The following is a 13960-nucleotide window of genomic DNA, read 5'->3' on the forward strand; positions in this document are numbered from 1 at the left end:
TCCACGTAGCTATGCGTACAAACTTCCTCAAAAAGTTCGTCGCCTTGCACTAAAATCTGTTTACTCAGAAAAAGTTGCTGAAAACAAATTTGTAGCCGTTGATTCTCTTGAATTTACAGCTCCAAAAACTGCTGAATTTGCAAAAGTTCTTGCAGCTTTGAGCATCGATTCTAAAGTCCTTGTTATTCTTGAAGAAGGAAACGAATTCGCAGCTCTTTCAGCTCGTAACCTTCCAAACGTGAAAGTTGCGACTGCTACAACTGCAAGTGTTCTTGACATCGCAAATAGTGACAAACTTCTTGTTACTCAAGCAGCTATCTCTAAAATCGAGGAGGTTCTTGCATAATGAATTTGTATGATGTTATCAAAAAACCTGTAATCACTGAAAGCTCAATGGCTCAACTTGAAGCAGGAAAATATGTATTTGAAGTTGACACACGTGCGCACAAACTTTTGATCAAGCAAGCTGTTGAAGCTGCTTTCGAAGGTGTTAAAGTTGCAAATGTTAACACAATCAACGTAAAACCTAAAGCTAAACGTGTTGGACGTTACACTGGTTTTACTAACAAAACTAAAAAAGCTATCATCACACTTACAGCTGATTCAAAAGCAATCGAGTTGTTCGCTGCTGAAGCTGAATAATCTAAGGAGGAAATATCGTGGGAATTCGTGTTTATAAACCAACAACAAACGGTCGCCGTAATATGACTTCTTTGGATTTCGCTGAAATCACAACAAGCACACCAGAAAAAACTTTGCTTGTTGCTTTGAAGAGCAAGGCTGGTCGTAACAACAACGGTCGTATCACTGTTCGTCACCAAGGTGGTGGACACAAACGTTTCTACCGCTTGGTTGACTTTAAACGTAACAAAGATAACGTTGAAGCAGTTGTTAAAACTATCGAGTACGATCCAAACCGTTCTGCAAACATCGCTCTTGTGCACTACACTGACGGTGTGAAAGCATACATCATCGCTCCAAAAGGTCTTGAAGTCGGTCAACGTATCGTTTCAGGCCCTGAAGCTGATATCAAAGTAGGTAACGCTCTTCCGCTTGCTAACATCCCAGTTGGTACTTTGGTTCACAACATTGAGTTGAAACCAGGTCGTGGTGGTGAATTGGTTCGTGCTGCTGGAGCTTCTGCTCAAGTATTGGGACAAGAAGGTAAATACGTTCTTGTTCGTCTTCAATCAGGCGAAGTTCGTATGATTCTTGGAACTTGTCGTGCTACAGTTGGTGTTGTCGGAAACGAACAACATGGACTTGTAAACCTTGGTAAAGCAGGACGTAGCCGTTGGAAAGGTATCCGTCCAACAGTTCGTGGTTCTGTAATGAACCCTAACGACCACCCACACGGTGGTGGTGAAGGTAAAGCACCAGTTGGTCGTAAAGCACCATCTACTCCATGGGGCAAACCTGCTCTTGGTCTTAAAACTCGTAACAAGAAAGCGAAATCTGACAAACTTATCGTTCGTCGTCGCAACGAGAAATAATTTAAAACTAGTCGCTTAAGCAACTAGAAATTCCGCCAGCTCGGTAGCGCTCCTTGTGAGCGCAAGCCGCTGTGGTACAAAATTTAAAGGAGAAAATATAAAAATGGGACGCAGTCTTAAAAAAGGACCTTTCGTCGATGAGCATTTGATGAAAAAAGTTGAAGCTCAAGCTAACGACGAAAAGAAAAAAGTTATCAAAACTTGGTCACGTCGTTCAACGATCTTCCCAAGTTTCATTGGTTACACTATCGCAGTTTATGATGGACGTAAACACGTACCTGTTTACATCCAAGAAGACATGGTAGGTCACAAGCTTGGTGAATTCGCACCAACTCGTACTTACAAAGGTCACGCCGCAGACGACAAGAAGACACGTAGAAAATAAGGAGAACATAAATGGCAGAAATTACTTCAGCTAAAGCAATGGCTCGCACAGTACGTGTTTCACCTCGTAAATCACGTCTTGTTCTTGACAACATCCGTGGTAAAAGCGTAGCCGATGCAATCGCAATTTTGACATTCACTCCAAACAAAGCTGCTGAAATCATCTTGAAAGTTTTGAACTCAGCTGTAGCTAACGCTGAAAACAACTTTGGTTTGGATAAAGCTAACTTGGTAGTATCTGAAGCATTCGCAAACGAAGGACCAACTATGAAACGTTTCCGTCCACGTGCGAAAGGTTCAGCTTCACCAATCAACAAACGTACAGCTCACATCACTGTAGCTGTTGCAGAAAAATAAGGAGGTAAAATCGTGGGTCAAAAAGTACATCCAATTGGTATGCGTGTCGGCATCATCCGTGATTGGGATGCCAAATGGTATGCTGAAAAAGAATACGCGGATTACCTTCATGAAGATCTTGCAATCCGTAAATTCGTTCAAAAAGAACTTGCTGACGCAGCTGTTTCAACTATTGAAATCGAACGCGCAGTAAACAAAGTTAACGTTTCACTTCACACTGCTAAACCAGGTATGGTTATCGGTAAAGGTGGTGCTAACGTTGATGCACTTCGTGCTAAACTTAATAAATTGACTGGAAAACAAGTACACATCAACATCATCGAAATCAAACAACCGGATTTGGATGCTCACCTTGTTGGTGAAGGAATTGCTCGTCAATTGGAGCAACGTGTTGCTTTCCGTCGTGCACAAAAACAAGCAATCCAACGTGCTATGCGTGCTGGAGCTAAAGGAATTAAAACTCAAGTATCAGGTCGTTTGAACGGTGCAGATATTGCCCGTGCTGAAGGATACTCTGAAGGAACAGTTCCGCTTCACACACTTCGCGCAGATATCGATTACGCTTGGGAAGAAGCAGATACTACATACGGTAAACTTGGTGTTAAAGTATGGATCTACCGTGGTGAAGTTCTTCCAGCTCGTAAAAACACTAAAGGAGGTAAATAACCAATGTTAGTACCTAAACGTGTTAAACACCGTCGTGAATTCCGTGGTAAAATGCGCGGTGAAGCTAAAGGTGGGAAAGAAGTAGCATTTGGTGAATACGGTCTTCAAGCTACAACTAGCCACTGGATCACTAACCGCCAAATCGAAGCTGCTCGTATCGCCATGACTCGTTACATGAAACGTGGTGGTAAAGTTTGGATTAAAATCTTCCCACACAAATCTTACACAGCTAAAGCTATCGGGGTTCGTATGGGATCTGGTAAAGGGGCACCTGAAGGTTGGGTAGCACCAGTTAAACGTGGTAAAGTAATGTTTGAAGTTGCTGGTGTATCTGAAGAAGTTGCTCGCGAAGCGCTTCGTCTTGCAAGCCACAAATTGCCAGTTAAATGTAAATTCGTAAAACGTGAAGCAGAATAAGGAGAAGGCATGAAACTTAATGAAGTAAAAGAATTTGTTAAAGAACTTCGTGGTCTTTCTCAAGAAGAACTCGCGAAGCGCGAAAACGAATTGAAAAAAGAATTGTTCGAACTTCGTTTCCAAGCTGCTACTGGTCAATTAGAACAAACAGCTCGCTTGAAAGAAGTTAAAAAACAAATCGCTCGTATCAAAACAGTTCAATCTGAAGCGAAATAATAGACTAGGGAAGGAGAAATTTCAATGGAACGCAATAATCGTAAAGTTCTTGTTGGACGTGTTGTATCTGACAAAATGGACAAGACAATCACAGTTGTAGTTGAAACAAAACGTAACCACCCAGTCTATGGTAAACGTATTAACTACTCTAAAAAATACAAAGCACATGATGAAAACAATGTTGCCAAAGAAGGCGATATCGTACGTATCATGGAAACTCGCCCGCTTTCAGCTACAAAACGTTTCCGTCTTGTAGAAGTTGTTGAAGAAGCGGTCATCATCTAATCAAACCTGAAAGGAGAAAACTGAAATGATTCAAACAGAAACTCGTTTGAAAGTCGCAGACAACAGCGGTGCTCGCGAAATCTTGACTATCAAAGTTCTTGGTGGTTCAGGACGTAAATTTGCAAACATCGGTGATGTTATTGTGGCATCTGTAAAACAAGCTACTCCTGGTGGTGCGGTTAAAAAAGGTGACGTTGTTAAAGCAGTTATCGTTCGTACTAAATCAGGTGCTCGTCGTGCTGATGGTTCATACATCAAATTTGACGAAAACGCAGCAGTTATCATCCGTGACGACAAAACTCCTCGCGGAACACGTATCTTTGGCCCAGTTGCACGTGAATTGCGTGAAGGTGGCTTCATGAAGATCGTGTCACTTGCTCCAGAAGTACTTTAATCAATAAAAACAAACACAGTCCCCTGGCTTAGCCAGGGTGCCCATTGGGCGTAAGAATAAAAGGAGAAAAAAATGTTTGTAAAAAAAGGCGACAAAGTTCGCGTAATCGCTGGTAAAGATAAGGGAACAGAAGCTGTTGTCCTTACTGCCCTTCCAAAAGTAAACAAAGTTATCGTTGAAGGTGTTAATATCGTTAAGAAACACCAACGTCCAACTAATGAACTTCCTCAAGGTGGTATCATCGAGAAGGAAGCAGCTATCCACGTATCAAACGTTCAAGTTTTGGACAAAAATGGTGTAGCTGGTCGTGTTGGTTACAAATTTGTAGACGGTAAAAAAGTTCGCTACAACAAAAAATCAGGCGAAGTGCTTGATTAATCACGAAGGAAAGGAGAAGTATAATGGCAAATCGTTTAAAAGAAAAATATCTTAATGAAGTAGTTCCTGCTTTGACAGAACAATTTAACTACTCATCAGTGATGGCTGTTCCTAAAGTGGATAAGATCGTTTTGAACATGGGTGTTGGTGAAGCAGTATCAAACGCTAAAAGCCTTGAAAAAGCTGCTGAAGAATTGGCGCTTATCTCAGGTCAAAAACCACTTATCACTAAAGCTAAAAAATCTATCGCCGGCTTCCGTCTTCGTGAAGGTGTTGCGATCGGTGCAAAAGTTACCCTTCGTGGTGAACGTATGTACGAATTCTTGGATAAATTGGTTTCAGTATCACTTCCACGTGTACGTGACTTCCACGGTGTTCCAACAAAATCATTTGACGGACGCGGAAACTACACACTTGGTGTGAAAGAGCAATTGATTTTCCCAGAAATCAACTTTGATGACGTTGACAAAACTCGTGGTCTTGACATCGTTATCGTTACTACTGCTAACACTGACGAAGAGTCACGTGCATTGCTTACAGGCCTTGGAATGCCTTTTGCAAAATAATATAGGAGGTATAACTAATGGCTAAAAAATCTATGATTGCTAAGAACAAACGCCCAGCGAAGTTCTCTACTCAAGCATACACTCGCTGTGAACGTTGTGGACGTCCACACTCAGTTTACCGCAAGTTTAAACTTTGCCGTGTTTGCTTCCGTGAATTGGCATATAAAGGTCAGATCCCTGGTGTAACAAAAGCATCTTGGTAATATCATGATACAAAGAGCGTAACAACCCCAGCAAAAATAGGAGATTTGGTGCAGGAGAGATGCTCCAAGACAAATCTATCTTTTTTGCCCAGGTTGTAGCTCGTGTTCAAATGAGATTATCTTGTTTGAATGTGTCAATACTATCTGAGCCCAGCTCAATCATTAACTAGCAAGTGCAACTTGCAAACTACTAGTAAGAGGAGAAAAATAAAATGGTTATGACTGACCCAATCGCAGACTTCCTAACTCGTATTCGTAACGCTAACCAAGCAAAACACGAAGTACTTGAAGTACCTGCATCAAACATCAAAAAAGGGATTGCTGAAATCCTTAAACGCGAAGGTTTTGTTAAGAACGTAGAAATCATCGAAGATGACAAACAAGGCATCATCCGTGTATTCCTTAAATACGGACCAAACGGTGAAAAGGTTATCACTAACTTGAAACGTGTTTCTAAACCAGGACTTCGTGTCTACAAAAAACGTGAAGATCTTCCAAAAGTACTTAACGGTCTTGGAATTGCTATCCTTTCAACTTCAGAAGGTTTGCTTACTGATAAAGAAGCTCGCCAAAAGAACGTTGGTGGGGAAGTTATCGCTTACGTTTGGTAATTCATGATGTGAGAGCGTTAAAAGAATGCAGTGAAAATAGGAAGTTTGTAGCAGGAGCGATGCTCCAAGACAAACTTATCTTTTTCACCGGATTCTTAGCTCGAACTCAAATCAAGATACAAAGTTCTTAGAGCGTGTTCAGTTCAGCTCTTGAACTAAATAAGTATCTTTAACCCCGTGAAAACTGGCCATCATGGCCTGACAATTTAACAGGAGAATAAAAACATGTCACGTATTGGTAATAAAGTTATCGTGTTGCCTGCTGGTGTTGAAATCACTAACAATGACAACGTTGTAACTGTAAAAGGACCTAAAGGAGAACTTACTCGTGAGTTCTCAAAAGATATTGAAATCCGTGTGGAAGGAAGTGAAGTAACTCTTCACCGTCCAAACGATTCAAAAGAAATGAAAACTATCCACGGAACTACTCGTGCCCTTTTGAACAACATGGTTGTTGGTGTATCAGAAGGATTCAAGAAACAACTTGAAATGCGTGGGGTTGGTTACCGTGCACAACTTCAAGGAAACAAACTTGTCTTGGCTGTTGGTAAATCTCATCCAGATGAAGTTGAAGCTCCAGAAGGAATTACTTTTGAACTTCCAAACCCAACAAACATTGTTATCAGCGGAATTTCAAAAGAAGTAGTTGGTCAAACAGCTGCTTACGTACGTAGCCTTCGCTCACCAGAACCTTATAAAGGTAAAGGTATCCGTTACGTTGGCGAATACGTTCGTCTTAAAGAAGGTAAAACAGGTAAATAATCTTGAGTGGTTGAATATCAACCACCAAGCTATTTTCCAACTTTGTGCATAGCACACAATTAAAACTAAAGAGGTGAAAACTGTGATTTCTAAACCAGATAAAAACAAACTCCGCCAAAAACGCCACCGTCGCGTTCGCGGAAAACTCTCTGGAACTGCTGATCGCCCACGTTTGAACGTATTCCGTTCTAATACAGGCATCTACGCTCAAGTTATTGATGACGTAGCGGGTGTAACGCTCGCAAGTGCTTCAACTCTTGACAAAGAAGTTTCAAAAGGAACAAAAACTGAACAAGCCGTTGCTGTCGGTAAACTCGTTGCAGAACGTGCAAACGCTAAAGGTATTTCAGAAGTGGTGTTCGACCGCGGTGGATATCTATATCACGGACGTGTGAAAGCTTTGGCTGATGCAGCTCGTGAAAACGGATTGAAATTCTAATAGGAGGACACTAGAAAATGGCATTTAAAGACAATGCAGTTGAATTTGAAGAACGCGTAGTTGCTGTCAACCGTGTTACAAAAGTTGTTAAAGGTGGACGTCGTCTTCGTTTCGCAGCTCTTGTAGTCGTTGGTGACCACAACGGTCGCGTAGGATTTGGTACTGGTAAAGCTCAAGAAGTTCCAGAAGCAATCCGCAAAGCAGTAGAAGATGCTAAGAAAAACTTGATCGAAGTTCCTATGGTTGGAACAACAATCCCACACGAAGTTATTTCAGAATTCGGTGGAGCTAAAGTATTGTTGAAACCAGCTGTAGAAGGTTCTGGAGTTGCCGCTGGTGGTGCTGTTCGTGCCGTTATCGAGTTGGCAGGTGTAGCTGATGTTACATCTAAATCTCTTGGCTCAAATACTCCAATCAACATTGTTCGAGCAACTGTTGAAGGTTTGAAACAATTGAAACGCGCTGAAGAAGTTGCTGCCCTTCGTGGTATTTCAGTTTCTGATTTGGCATAAGAAAGGGGATAAAATGGCTCAAATTAAAATTACTTTGACTAAGTCTCCAATCGGACGCATTCCATCACAACGTAAAACTGTTGTAGCACTTGGACTTGGCAAATTGAACAGCTCTGTTATTAAAGAAGATAACGCTGCAATCCGTGGTATGATCACGGCAGTATCTCACTTGGTAACAGTTGAAGAAGTAAACTAATTAAATTTTAGGGGATGTGCAGTATACCATCCCCTAAAACTAGATATAGTCATCTTTGATGACTAAGGTATAGGCGAGTTGATAGGAGAGACAACCTTTTCTCTCTTATCGGCGCTAGCATTTTACAAAAGAGGAGAAAATATATAATGAAACTTCATGAATTGAAACCTGCAGAAGGTTCTCGTAAAACTCGTAACCGTGTAGGTCGTGGTACTTCATCAGGTAACGGTAAAACATCTGGTCGTGGTCAAAAAGGTCAAAAAGCTCGTAGCGGTGGTGGAGTACGCCTTGGTTTTGAAGGTGGACAAACTCCATTGTTCCGTCGTCTTCCAAAACGTGGATTCACTAACATCAACGCTAAAGAATATGCAATTGTTAACCTTGACCAATTGAACGTCTTTGAAGATGGTGCAGAAGTAACTCCAGTTGTTCTTATCGAATCAGGAATTGTTAAAGCTGAAAAATCAGGTATCAAAATTCTTGGTAACGGTGAGTTGACTAAGAAATTGTCTGTAAAAGCAGCTAAATTCTCTAAATCAGCTGAAGAAGCTATCACTGCTAAAGGTGGTTCAGTAGAAGTCATCTAAGAGAGGTGACCTATGTTTTTTAAATTATTGAGAGAGGCCTTCAAAGTCAAGCAAGTTCGATCAAAAATTCTTTTTACAATTTTTATCGTTTTTGTCTTCCGTATCGGGACTAGTATTACTGTTCCGTGGGTGAATGCCAATAGCTTGAATGCTTTGAGTGGTTTATCTTTTCTAAATATGTTAAGTTTGGTGTCTGGTAATGCCATGAAAAACTTCTCAGTTTTTGCACTTGGTGTTAGTCCATACATTACCGCTTCTATCGTTGTCCAACTCTTACAAATGGATCTATTACCGAAGTTTGTGGAGTGGGGCAAACAAGGGGAAGTTGGTCGTAGAAAGTTGAATCAAGCAACTCGTTATATTGCCCTTGTTCTTGCATTCGTGCAATCTATAGGGATTACCGCTGGTTTTAATGCTTTGTCTGGAGCTAAACTCTTGACTGTTCCTCTAACACCACAAGTTTTCCTTGTGATTGGAGGGATCCTAACAGCAGGTAGTATGATTGTTACTTGGTTGGGTGAACAGATTACTGATAAGGGATATGGGAATGGTGTTTCTATGATCATCTTCGCAGGTATTGTTGCTTCAATTCCTGATATGATCAAGGGCATCTATGTAGACTATTTTGTCAACGTACCAAGTGACCGCTTGAACTCATCTCTCATTTTTGTAGGAATTTTAATCATAGCCGTTTTGTTGATTATCTATTTCACAACATATGTTCAACAAGCTGAATATAAGATACCAATTCAGTATACCAAGGTAGCACAAGGAGCACCGTCGAGTTCCTATCTTCCATTGAAGATTAACCCTGCTGGAGTTATTCCAGTTATCTTTGCTAGCTCGATTACAGCAGCACCAGCAGCAATTTTACAATTTGTAAGTGCATCTGGTCTTGATTGGGCTTGGGTACGTAGTGCTCAGGAGTTACTATCTACAACAGCCCCAACAGGTATCGCTTTGTACGCTCTGTTGATTATACTCTTTACATTCTTCTATACATTTGTACAGATTAATCCAGAGAAAGCCGCAGAGAATTTACAAAAGAGCGGTGCTTACATTCATGGTGTCCGTCCTGGTAAAGGGACTGAAGAATATATGTCAAAACTTCTTCGTCGTCTTGCTACAGTCGGATCGCTCTTCCTTGGTGTGATTTCTATTTTACCAATTGTAGCTAAGGATGTTTTTGGTCTTTCAGAAGCTGTTGCCTTTGGGGGAACCAGTCTCTTAATCATTATCTCAACAGGTATTGAAGGAATCAAACAGTTGGAAGGATATTTATTGAAACGTAAATATGTAGGTTTCATGAATACAACAGAATAATTGTAATAGAAAAGAAAATTCACTATTGCTCAGAGAGTGGAGTTTAAAAATCAAAGACCTGGTCAGATTTTTATCTCCTCTCTTCTATTTTGTTTTTAAATAGGAGTTGAAATGAATTTTTGCTTCTATTTAAAAACAAAAAAGGAGTTTCAATCATGAATCTTTTGATTATGGGCTTACCTGGTGCAGGTAAGGGTACACAAGCAGCAAAAATTGTTGAACAATTCCATGTTGCTCATATCTCAACTGGTGATATGTTTCGTGCGGCAATGGCTAATCAAACTGAAATGGGTGTATTAGCTAAGTCTTATATCGACAAAGGCGAATTGGTTCCAGATGAAGTTACAAATGGAATCGTAAAAGAACGTCTTTCGCAAGATGACATTAAAGAAACTGGTTTCTTGTTGGACGGGTATCCTCGTACAATTGAGCAAGCTCATGCATTGGATAAAACTTTGGCTGAATTAGGAATTGAGCTTGAAGGTGTTATTAACATTGAAGTAAATCCAGATTGTCTTTTAGAGCGTTTGAGTGGTCGTATCATTCACCGTGAAACTGGTGAAACTTTCCATAAAGTTTTCAACCCACCAGTTGACTACAAAGAAGAAGATTATTACCAACGTGAAGATGACAAACCTGAAACAGTAAAACGTCGTTTGGATGTTAATATTGCCCAAGGTGAACCAATTATTGCCCACTATCGTGCAAAAGGTTTGGTACATGATATCGAAGGTAACCAAGATATCAATGATGTCTTTGCAGATATCGAAAAAGTATTGACAAAATTGAAATAAAAGCGTTTTTCATGCTTGCAAAATGTCTCTACAAATGTTATACTGAGTTAGTCTGACTTATAATTGTTGTCTCTGTGTCTAGAGGCATCAAATCGAAATTTATGGAGGTACTTTTGCGTGGCAAAAGACGATGTGATTGAAGTTGAAGGTAAAGTAGTTGATACTATGCCGAATGCAATGTTTACGGTTGAACTTGAAAATGGACATCAGATTTTAGCAACAGTTTCTGGTAAAATTCGTAAAAACTATATTCGTATTTTAGCGGGAGATCGTGTTACTGTTGAAATGAGTCCATATGACTTGACACGTGGACGTATCACTTACCGCTTTAAATAATCGAAAAACTTGGAGGGATAAGAAATGAAAGTAAGACCATCGGTCAAACCAATTTGCGAATACTGTAAAGTAATTCGTCGTAATGGTCGTGTTATGGTAATTTGCCCAGCAAATCCAAAACACAAACAACGTCAAGGATAAGATAGAAAGGAGAAAACATGGCTCGTATTGCTGGAGTTGACATTCCAAATGACAAACGCGTAGTAATTTCATTGACTTATGTGTACGGTATCGGACTTCCAACATCTAAGAAAATCTTGGCAGCTGCTGGAATTTCAGAAGATGTACGTGTTCGCGATCTTACACCAGATCAAGAAGATGCTATCCGTCGTGAAGTGGATGCAATTAAAGTTGAAGGTGACCTTCGTCGTGAAGTTAACTTGAACATCAAACGTTTGATGGAAATCGGTTCATACCGTGGTATCCGTCACCGTCGTGGACTTCCTGTCCGTGGACAAAACACTAAAAACAACGCTCGCACTCGTAAAGGTAAAGCTGTTGCGATTGCTGGTAAGAAAAAATAATATAGGAGGTAAAAGTCTTGGCTAAACCAACACGTAAACGTCGTGTGAAAAAGAATATCGAATCTGGTATTGCTCATATTCACGCTACATTTAATAACACTATTGTTATGATTACTGATGTGCATGGTAATGCAATTGCTTGGTCATCAGCTGGTGCTCTTGGTTTCAAAGGTTCTCGTAAATCTACACCATTTGCTGCTCAAATGGCTTCAGAAGCTGCTGCTAAATCTGCACAAGAACACGGTCTTAAGTCAGTTGAAGTTACTGTTAAAGGTCCAGGTTCTGGTCGTGAGTCAGCTATTCGTGCTCTTGCTGCCGCTGGTCTTGAAGTAACAGCAATTCGTGATGTGACTCCAGTGCCACACAATGGTGCTCGTCCTCCAAAACGTCGCCGTGTATAATCATAACCTTACACTGCTTTTCGTTTAAGAGGGAGTAACTAAATGATCGAGTTTGAAAAACCAAATATAACAAAAATTGATGAAAATAAAGATTATGGCAAGTTTGTAATCGAACCGCTTGAACGTGGTTACGGTACAACACTTGGTAACTCTCTTCGTCGTGTACTTCTAGCTTCTCTTCCAGGGGCTGCTGTTACATCTATTAATATCGAAGGTGTATTGCATGAATTTGATACAGTTCCGGGTGTTCGCGAAGATGTGATGCAAATCATTCTGAACATCAAAGGTATTGCAGTAAAATCTTATGTTAAAGACGAAAAGATCATTGAACTAGATGTGCAAGGTCCTGCTGAAATTACAGCTGGAGATATCTTGACAGATAGCGACATTGAAATTGTAAATCCAGATCATTATCTCTTTACAATCGGTGAAGGTTCTTCTCTAAAAGCAACGATGACTGTTAACAGTGGTCGTGGATATGTACCTGCTGATGAAAACAAAAAAGATAATGCACCAGTTGGAACACTTGCTGTAGATTCTATTTATACACCAGTTACAAAAGTCAACTATCAAGTTGAACCTGCTCGTGTAGGTAGCAATGATGGTTTCGACAAATTAACCCTTGAAATCTTGACTAATGGAACAATTATTCCAGAAGATGCTTTAGGGCTTTCAGCACGTATCTTGACAGAGCACCTTGATTTGTTTACAAATCTTACAGAAATTGCTAAGTCAGCAGAAGTGATGAAAGAAGCAGATACTGAATCGGACGACCGTATTTTGGAACGTACGATTGAGGAACTTGATTTGTCTGTGCGTTCATATAACTGTTTGAAACGTGCTGGTATTAATACTGTGCATGATTTGACAGAAAAATCTGAAGCAGAGATGATGAAAGTAAGAAATCTTGGACGCAAGAGTTTGGAAGAAGTGAAAATCAAACTCATTGATTTGGGTCTTGGATTAAAAGATAAATAAAGGAGGAATAAATGGCTTACCGTAAACTAGGACGCACTAGCTCACAACGTAAAGCAATGCTTCGCGATTTGACAACTGACCTTTTGATCAACGAATCAATCGTGACTACAGAAGCTCGTGCTAAAGAAATCCGTAAAACTGTTGAAAAAATGATTACTCTAGGTAAACGTGGTGATTTGCATGCACGTCGTCAAGCAGCTGCTTTCGTACGTAATGAAATCGCATCTGAAAACTATGATGAAGCAACTGATAAGTACACTTCTACTACAGCACTTCAAAAATTGTTCTCAGAAATCGCACCTCGTTATGCTGAACGTAACGGTGGATACACTCGTATCCTTAAAACTGAACCACGTCGTGGTGATGCAGCGCCAATGGCGATCATCGAATTAGTATAAAATCATCAATTTTGTTGAGTGTTATGATGATGGAGTCTTGTGCTCTTAGTCTAGCTCTGGTCTACCGCTAGGACTTATGTCCTAGCGGGAACACTCATCATAAGATGATAAGGTAGACGCTTGTTTACGAAATTGTTTTTTACTTAAGAACAATTTCGTAAGCAGGCGTTTTTGAGTATTTTATTAAGAAATATGCTATACTATTGAAAAAGAAAATCAACAATGTTCATTTTTTCAAAAATATTCTATAAAGAAGTTATGAGCCGATATATTATCAGTTTCAAGTTTTAAACTAGTGAGTTAACAAAAAAGATACTAGCCAGGTACAAGATCTTCTATGAGATTTTGTTAGGATTTCAACTTGAAGAATTGTTCGCTATTAAGTGTTTAGTAGTTACTCTGTCCCCTTTTTTCATTTTATTTTTGTCTGAAATGAATATCGTGTTGTGTTAGAAATGGAGTTTAATCATGAAGGCTATTATTACAGTTGTAGGTAAAGATAAGTCTGGTATTGTTGCGGGTGTCGCATCAAAAATAGCAGAGTTAGGCTTAAATATCGATGATATTTCACAAACAGTTTTAGATGAATTTTTTACAATGATGGCAGTTGTTAGCAGTGATGAAAAACAAGATTTCACTTATCTTAGAAGTGAATTTGAAACTTTTGGACAGTCTTTGAATGTTAAAATTAATATTCAAAGTGCAGCTATTTTTGATGCTATGTACAATATCTAGGAGGG

28 protein-coding genes are annotated in these 13960 nt (G+C 39.9%); all 28 read left to right on the forward strand.

Annotated features, from left to right (window positions below; all coding sequences use genetic code 11):
• The coding region (gene rplD / locus SINDD18_RS11460; protein ID WP_241497367.1) for a 50S ribosomal protein L4 at nt 1-346 on the forward strand (346 nt) is incomplete at its 5' end.
• Nucleotides 346-642 carry a 50S ribosomal protein L23 gene (locus SINDD18_RS09240; RefSeq protein ID WP_001055347.1) on the forward strand — a complete coding sequence of 99 codons (297 nt, stop codon included), beginning with the start codon at nt 346-348 and terminating at the stop codon, nt 640-642. The genes rplD and SINDD18_RS09240, both read left to right, overlap by 1 nt.
• Before the next feature lie 17 nt (nt 643-659).
• Nucleotides 660-1493: a 50S ribosomal protein L2 gene (gene rplB / locus SINDD18_RS09245; protein WP_061863915.1), complete on the forward strand. Its 834-nt coding sequence runs from the start codon at nt 660-662 to the stop codon at nt 1491-1493.
• A 103-nt stretch (nt 1494-1596) separates the two neighbouring features.
• Nucleotides 1597-1878 (forward strand): 30S ribosomal protein S19, encoded by a 282-nt coding sequence (gene rpsS, locus SINDD18_RS09250; protein ID WP_000533766.1) that lies wholly within the window; start codon nt 1597-1599, stop codon nt 1876-1878.
• Nucleotides 1879-1889: 11 nt separating this feature from the next.
• A complete protein-coding gene (rplV, locus tag SINDD18_RS09255; RefSeq protein WP_000818137.1) occupies nt 1890-2234 on the forward strand; it encodes a 50S ribosomal protein L22 in 345 nt (114 codons plus the stop codon).
• A 12-nt stretch (nt 2235-2246) separates the two neighbouring features.
• On the forward strand, nt 2247-2900 hold the full coding sequence (gene rpsC / locus SINDD18_RS09260; RefSeq protein WP_000529936.1) for a 30S ribosomal protein S3: 654 nt from the start codon (nt 2247-2249) through the stop codon (nt 2898-2900).
• Nucleotides 2901-2903: 3 nt separating this feature from the next.
• The gene (rplP, locus tag SINDD18_RS09265) at nt 2904-3317 is read left to right on the forward strand and encodes a 50S ribosomal protein L16 (RefSeq protein ID WP_002928793.1); all 414 of its coding nucleotides are present in this window, start codon (nt 2904-2906) and stop codon (nt 3315-3317) included.
• A 9-nt stretch (nt 3318-3326) separates the two neighbouring features.
• The gene (gene rpmC, locus SINDD18_RS09270; protein ID WP_000772918.1) at nt 3327-3533 is read left to right on the forward strand and encodes a 50S ribosomal protein L29; all 207 of its coding nucleotides are present in this window, start codon (nt 3327-3329) and stop codon (nt 3531-3533) included.
• Between the two features lie 24 nt (nt 3534-3557).
• Nucleotides 3558-3818 (forward strand): 30S ribosomal protein S17, encoded by a 261-nt coding sequence (gene rpsQ, locus SINDD18_RS09275; protein WP_000440801.1) that lies wholly within the window; start codon nt 3558-3560, stop codon nt 3816-3818.
• Between the two features lie 25 nt (nt 3819-3843).
• Nucleotides 3844-4212: a 50S ribosomal protein L14 gene (gene rplN, locus SINDD18_RS09280; RefSeq protein ID WP_002928796.1), complete on the forward strand. Its 369-nt coding sequence runs from the start codon at nt 3844-3846 to the stop codon at nt 4210-4212.
• 72 nt (nt 4213-4284) lie between these two features.
• Nucleotides 4285-4590: a 50S ribosomal protein L24 gene (gene rplX / locus SINDD18_RS09285; protein WP_000497691.1), complete on the forward strand. Its 306-nt coding sequence runs from the start codon at nt 4285-4287 to the stop codon at nt 4588-4590.
• A 23-nt stretch (nt 4591-4613) separates the two neighbouring features.
• The gene (rplE, locus tag SINDD18_RS09290) at nt 4614-5156 is read left to right on the forward strand and encodes a 50S ribosomal protein L5 (protein ID WP_000013542.1); all 543 of its coding nucleotides are present in this window, start codon (nt 4614-4616) and stop codon (nt 5154-5156) included.
• A gap of 17 nt (nt 5157-5173) precedes the next feature.
• Nucleotides 5174-5359, forward strand: a complete 186-nt coding sequence (locus SINDD18_RS09295; protein ID WP_001085699.1) for a type Z 30S ribosomal protein S14 — start codon at nt 5174-5176, stop codon at nt 5357-5359.
• 212 nt (nt 5360-5571) lie between these two features.
• On the forward strand, nt 5572-5970 hold the full coding sequence (gene rpsH, locus SINDD18_RS09300; protein WP_000245504.1) for a 30S ribosomal protein S8: 399 nt from the start codon (nt 5572-5574) through the stop codon (nt 5968-5970).
• A gap of 225 nt (nt 5971-6195) precedes the next feature.
• Nucleotides 6196-6732 (forward strand): 50S ribosomal protein L6, encoded by a 537-nt coding sequence (rplF, locus tag SINDD18_RS09305; RefSeq protein ID WP_061863916.1) that lies wholly within the window; start codon nt 6196-6198, stop codon nt 6730-6732.
• An 82-nt stretch (nt 6733-6814) separates the two neighbouring features.
• On the forward strand, nt 6815-7171 hold the full coding sequence (gene rplR / locus SINDD18_RS09310; RefSeq protein WP_000624044.1) for a 50S ribosomal protein L18: 357 nt from the start codon (nt 6815-6817) through the stop codon (nt 7169-7171).
• Between the two features lie 17 nt (nt 7172-7188).
• Nucleotides 7189-7683: a 30S ribosomal protein S5 gene (rpsE, locus tag SINDD18_RS09315; RefSeq protein WP_061863917.1), complete on the forward strand. Its 495-nt coding sequence runs from the start codon at nt 7189-7191 to the stop codon at nt 7681-7683.
• Between the two features lie 13 nt (nt 7684-7696).
• Nucleotides 7697-7879, forward strand: coding sequence for a 50S ribosomal protein L30 (gene rpmD / locus SINDD18_RS09320; RefSeq protein WP_000057241.1), 183 nt, complete (start codon nt 7697-7699; stop codon nt 7877-7879).
• A 146-nt stretch (nt 7880-8025) separates the two neighbouring features.
• Nucleotides 8026-8466 (forward strand): 50S ribosomal protein L15, encoded by a 441-nt coding sequence (gene rplO, locus SINDD18_RS09325; RefSeq protein WP_000766079.1) that lies wholly within the window; start codon nt 8026-8028, stop codon nt 8464-8466.
• A gap of 12 nt (nt 8467-8478) precedes the next feature.
• Entirely contained in the window at nt 8479-9789 is a 1311-nt protein-coding gene (secY, locus tag SINDD18_RS09330) for a preprotein translocase subunit SecY (RefSeq protein WP_061863918.1), read from the forward strand.
• 155 nt (nt 9790-9944) lie between these two features.
• Nucleotides 9945-10583: an adenylate kinase gene (locus SINDD18_RS09335; RefSeq protein WP_001050432.1), complete on the forward strand. Its 639-nt coding sequence runs from the start codon at nt 9945-9947 to the stop codon at nt 10581-10583.
• 117 nt (nt 10584-10700) lie between these two features.
• Nucleotides 10701-10919: a translation initiation factor IF-1 gene (gene infA, locus SINDD18_RS09340; protein ID WP_001029883.1), complete on the forward strand. Its 219-nt coding sequence runs from the start codon at nt 10701-10703 to the stop codon at nt 10917-10919.
• A 24-nt stretch (nt 10920-10943) separates the two neighbouring features.
• Complete coding sequence (gene rpmJ / locus SINDD18_RS09345; protein ID WP_001808836.1) at nt 10944-11060, forward strand: 50S ribosomal protein L36; 117 nt, start codon at nt 10944-10946, stop codon at nt 11058-11060.
• 17 nt (nt 11061-11077) lie between these two features.
• Nucleotides 11078-11443: a 30S ribosomal protein S13 gene (gene rpsM / locus SINDD18_RS09350; RefSeq protein ID WP_000090783.1), complete on the forward strand. Its 366-nt coding sequence runs from the start codon at nt 11078-11080 to the stop codon at nt 11441-11443.
• A 17-nt stretch (nt 11444-11460) separates the two neighbouring features.
• A complete protein-coding gene (rpsK, locus tag SINDD18_RS09355; RefSeq protein WP_001118385.1) occupies nt 11461-11844 on the forward strand; it encodes a 30S ribosomal protein S11 in 384 nt (127 codons plus the stop codon).
• Between the two features lie 42 nt (nt 11845-11886).
• Entirely contained in the window at nt 11887-12822 is a 936-nt protein-coding gene (locus SINDD18_RS09360) for a DNA-directed RNA polymerase subunit alpha (RefSeq protein WP_061863919.1), read from the forward strand.
• 11 nt (nt 12823-12833) lie between these two features.
• Complete coding sequence (gene rplQ / locus SINDD18_RS09365; protein WP_000331493.1) at nt 12834-13220, forward strand: 50S ribosomal protein L17; 387 nt, start codon at nt 12834-12836, stop codon at nt 13218-13220.
• A gap of 468 nt (nt 13221-13688) precedes the next feature.
• Nucleotides 13689-13955 carry an ACT domain-containing protein gene (locus SINDD18_RS09370; protein ID WP_061863920.1) on the forward strand — a complete coding sequence of 89 codons (267 nt, stop codon included), beginning with the start codon at nt 13689-13691 and terminating at the stop codon, nt 13953-13955.
• Nucleotides 13956-13960 lie beyond the last annotated feature (5 nt).

This window comes from Streptococcus infantis, assembly GCF_001579645.1.
Taxonomy (GTDB): Bacteria; Bacillota; Bacilli; order Lactobacillales; family Streptococcaceae; genus Streptococcus; species Streptococcus infantis_E.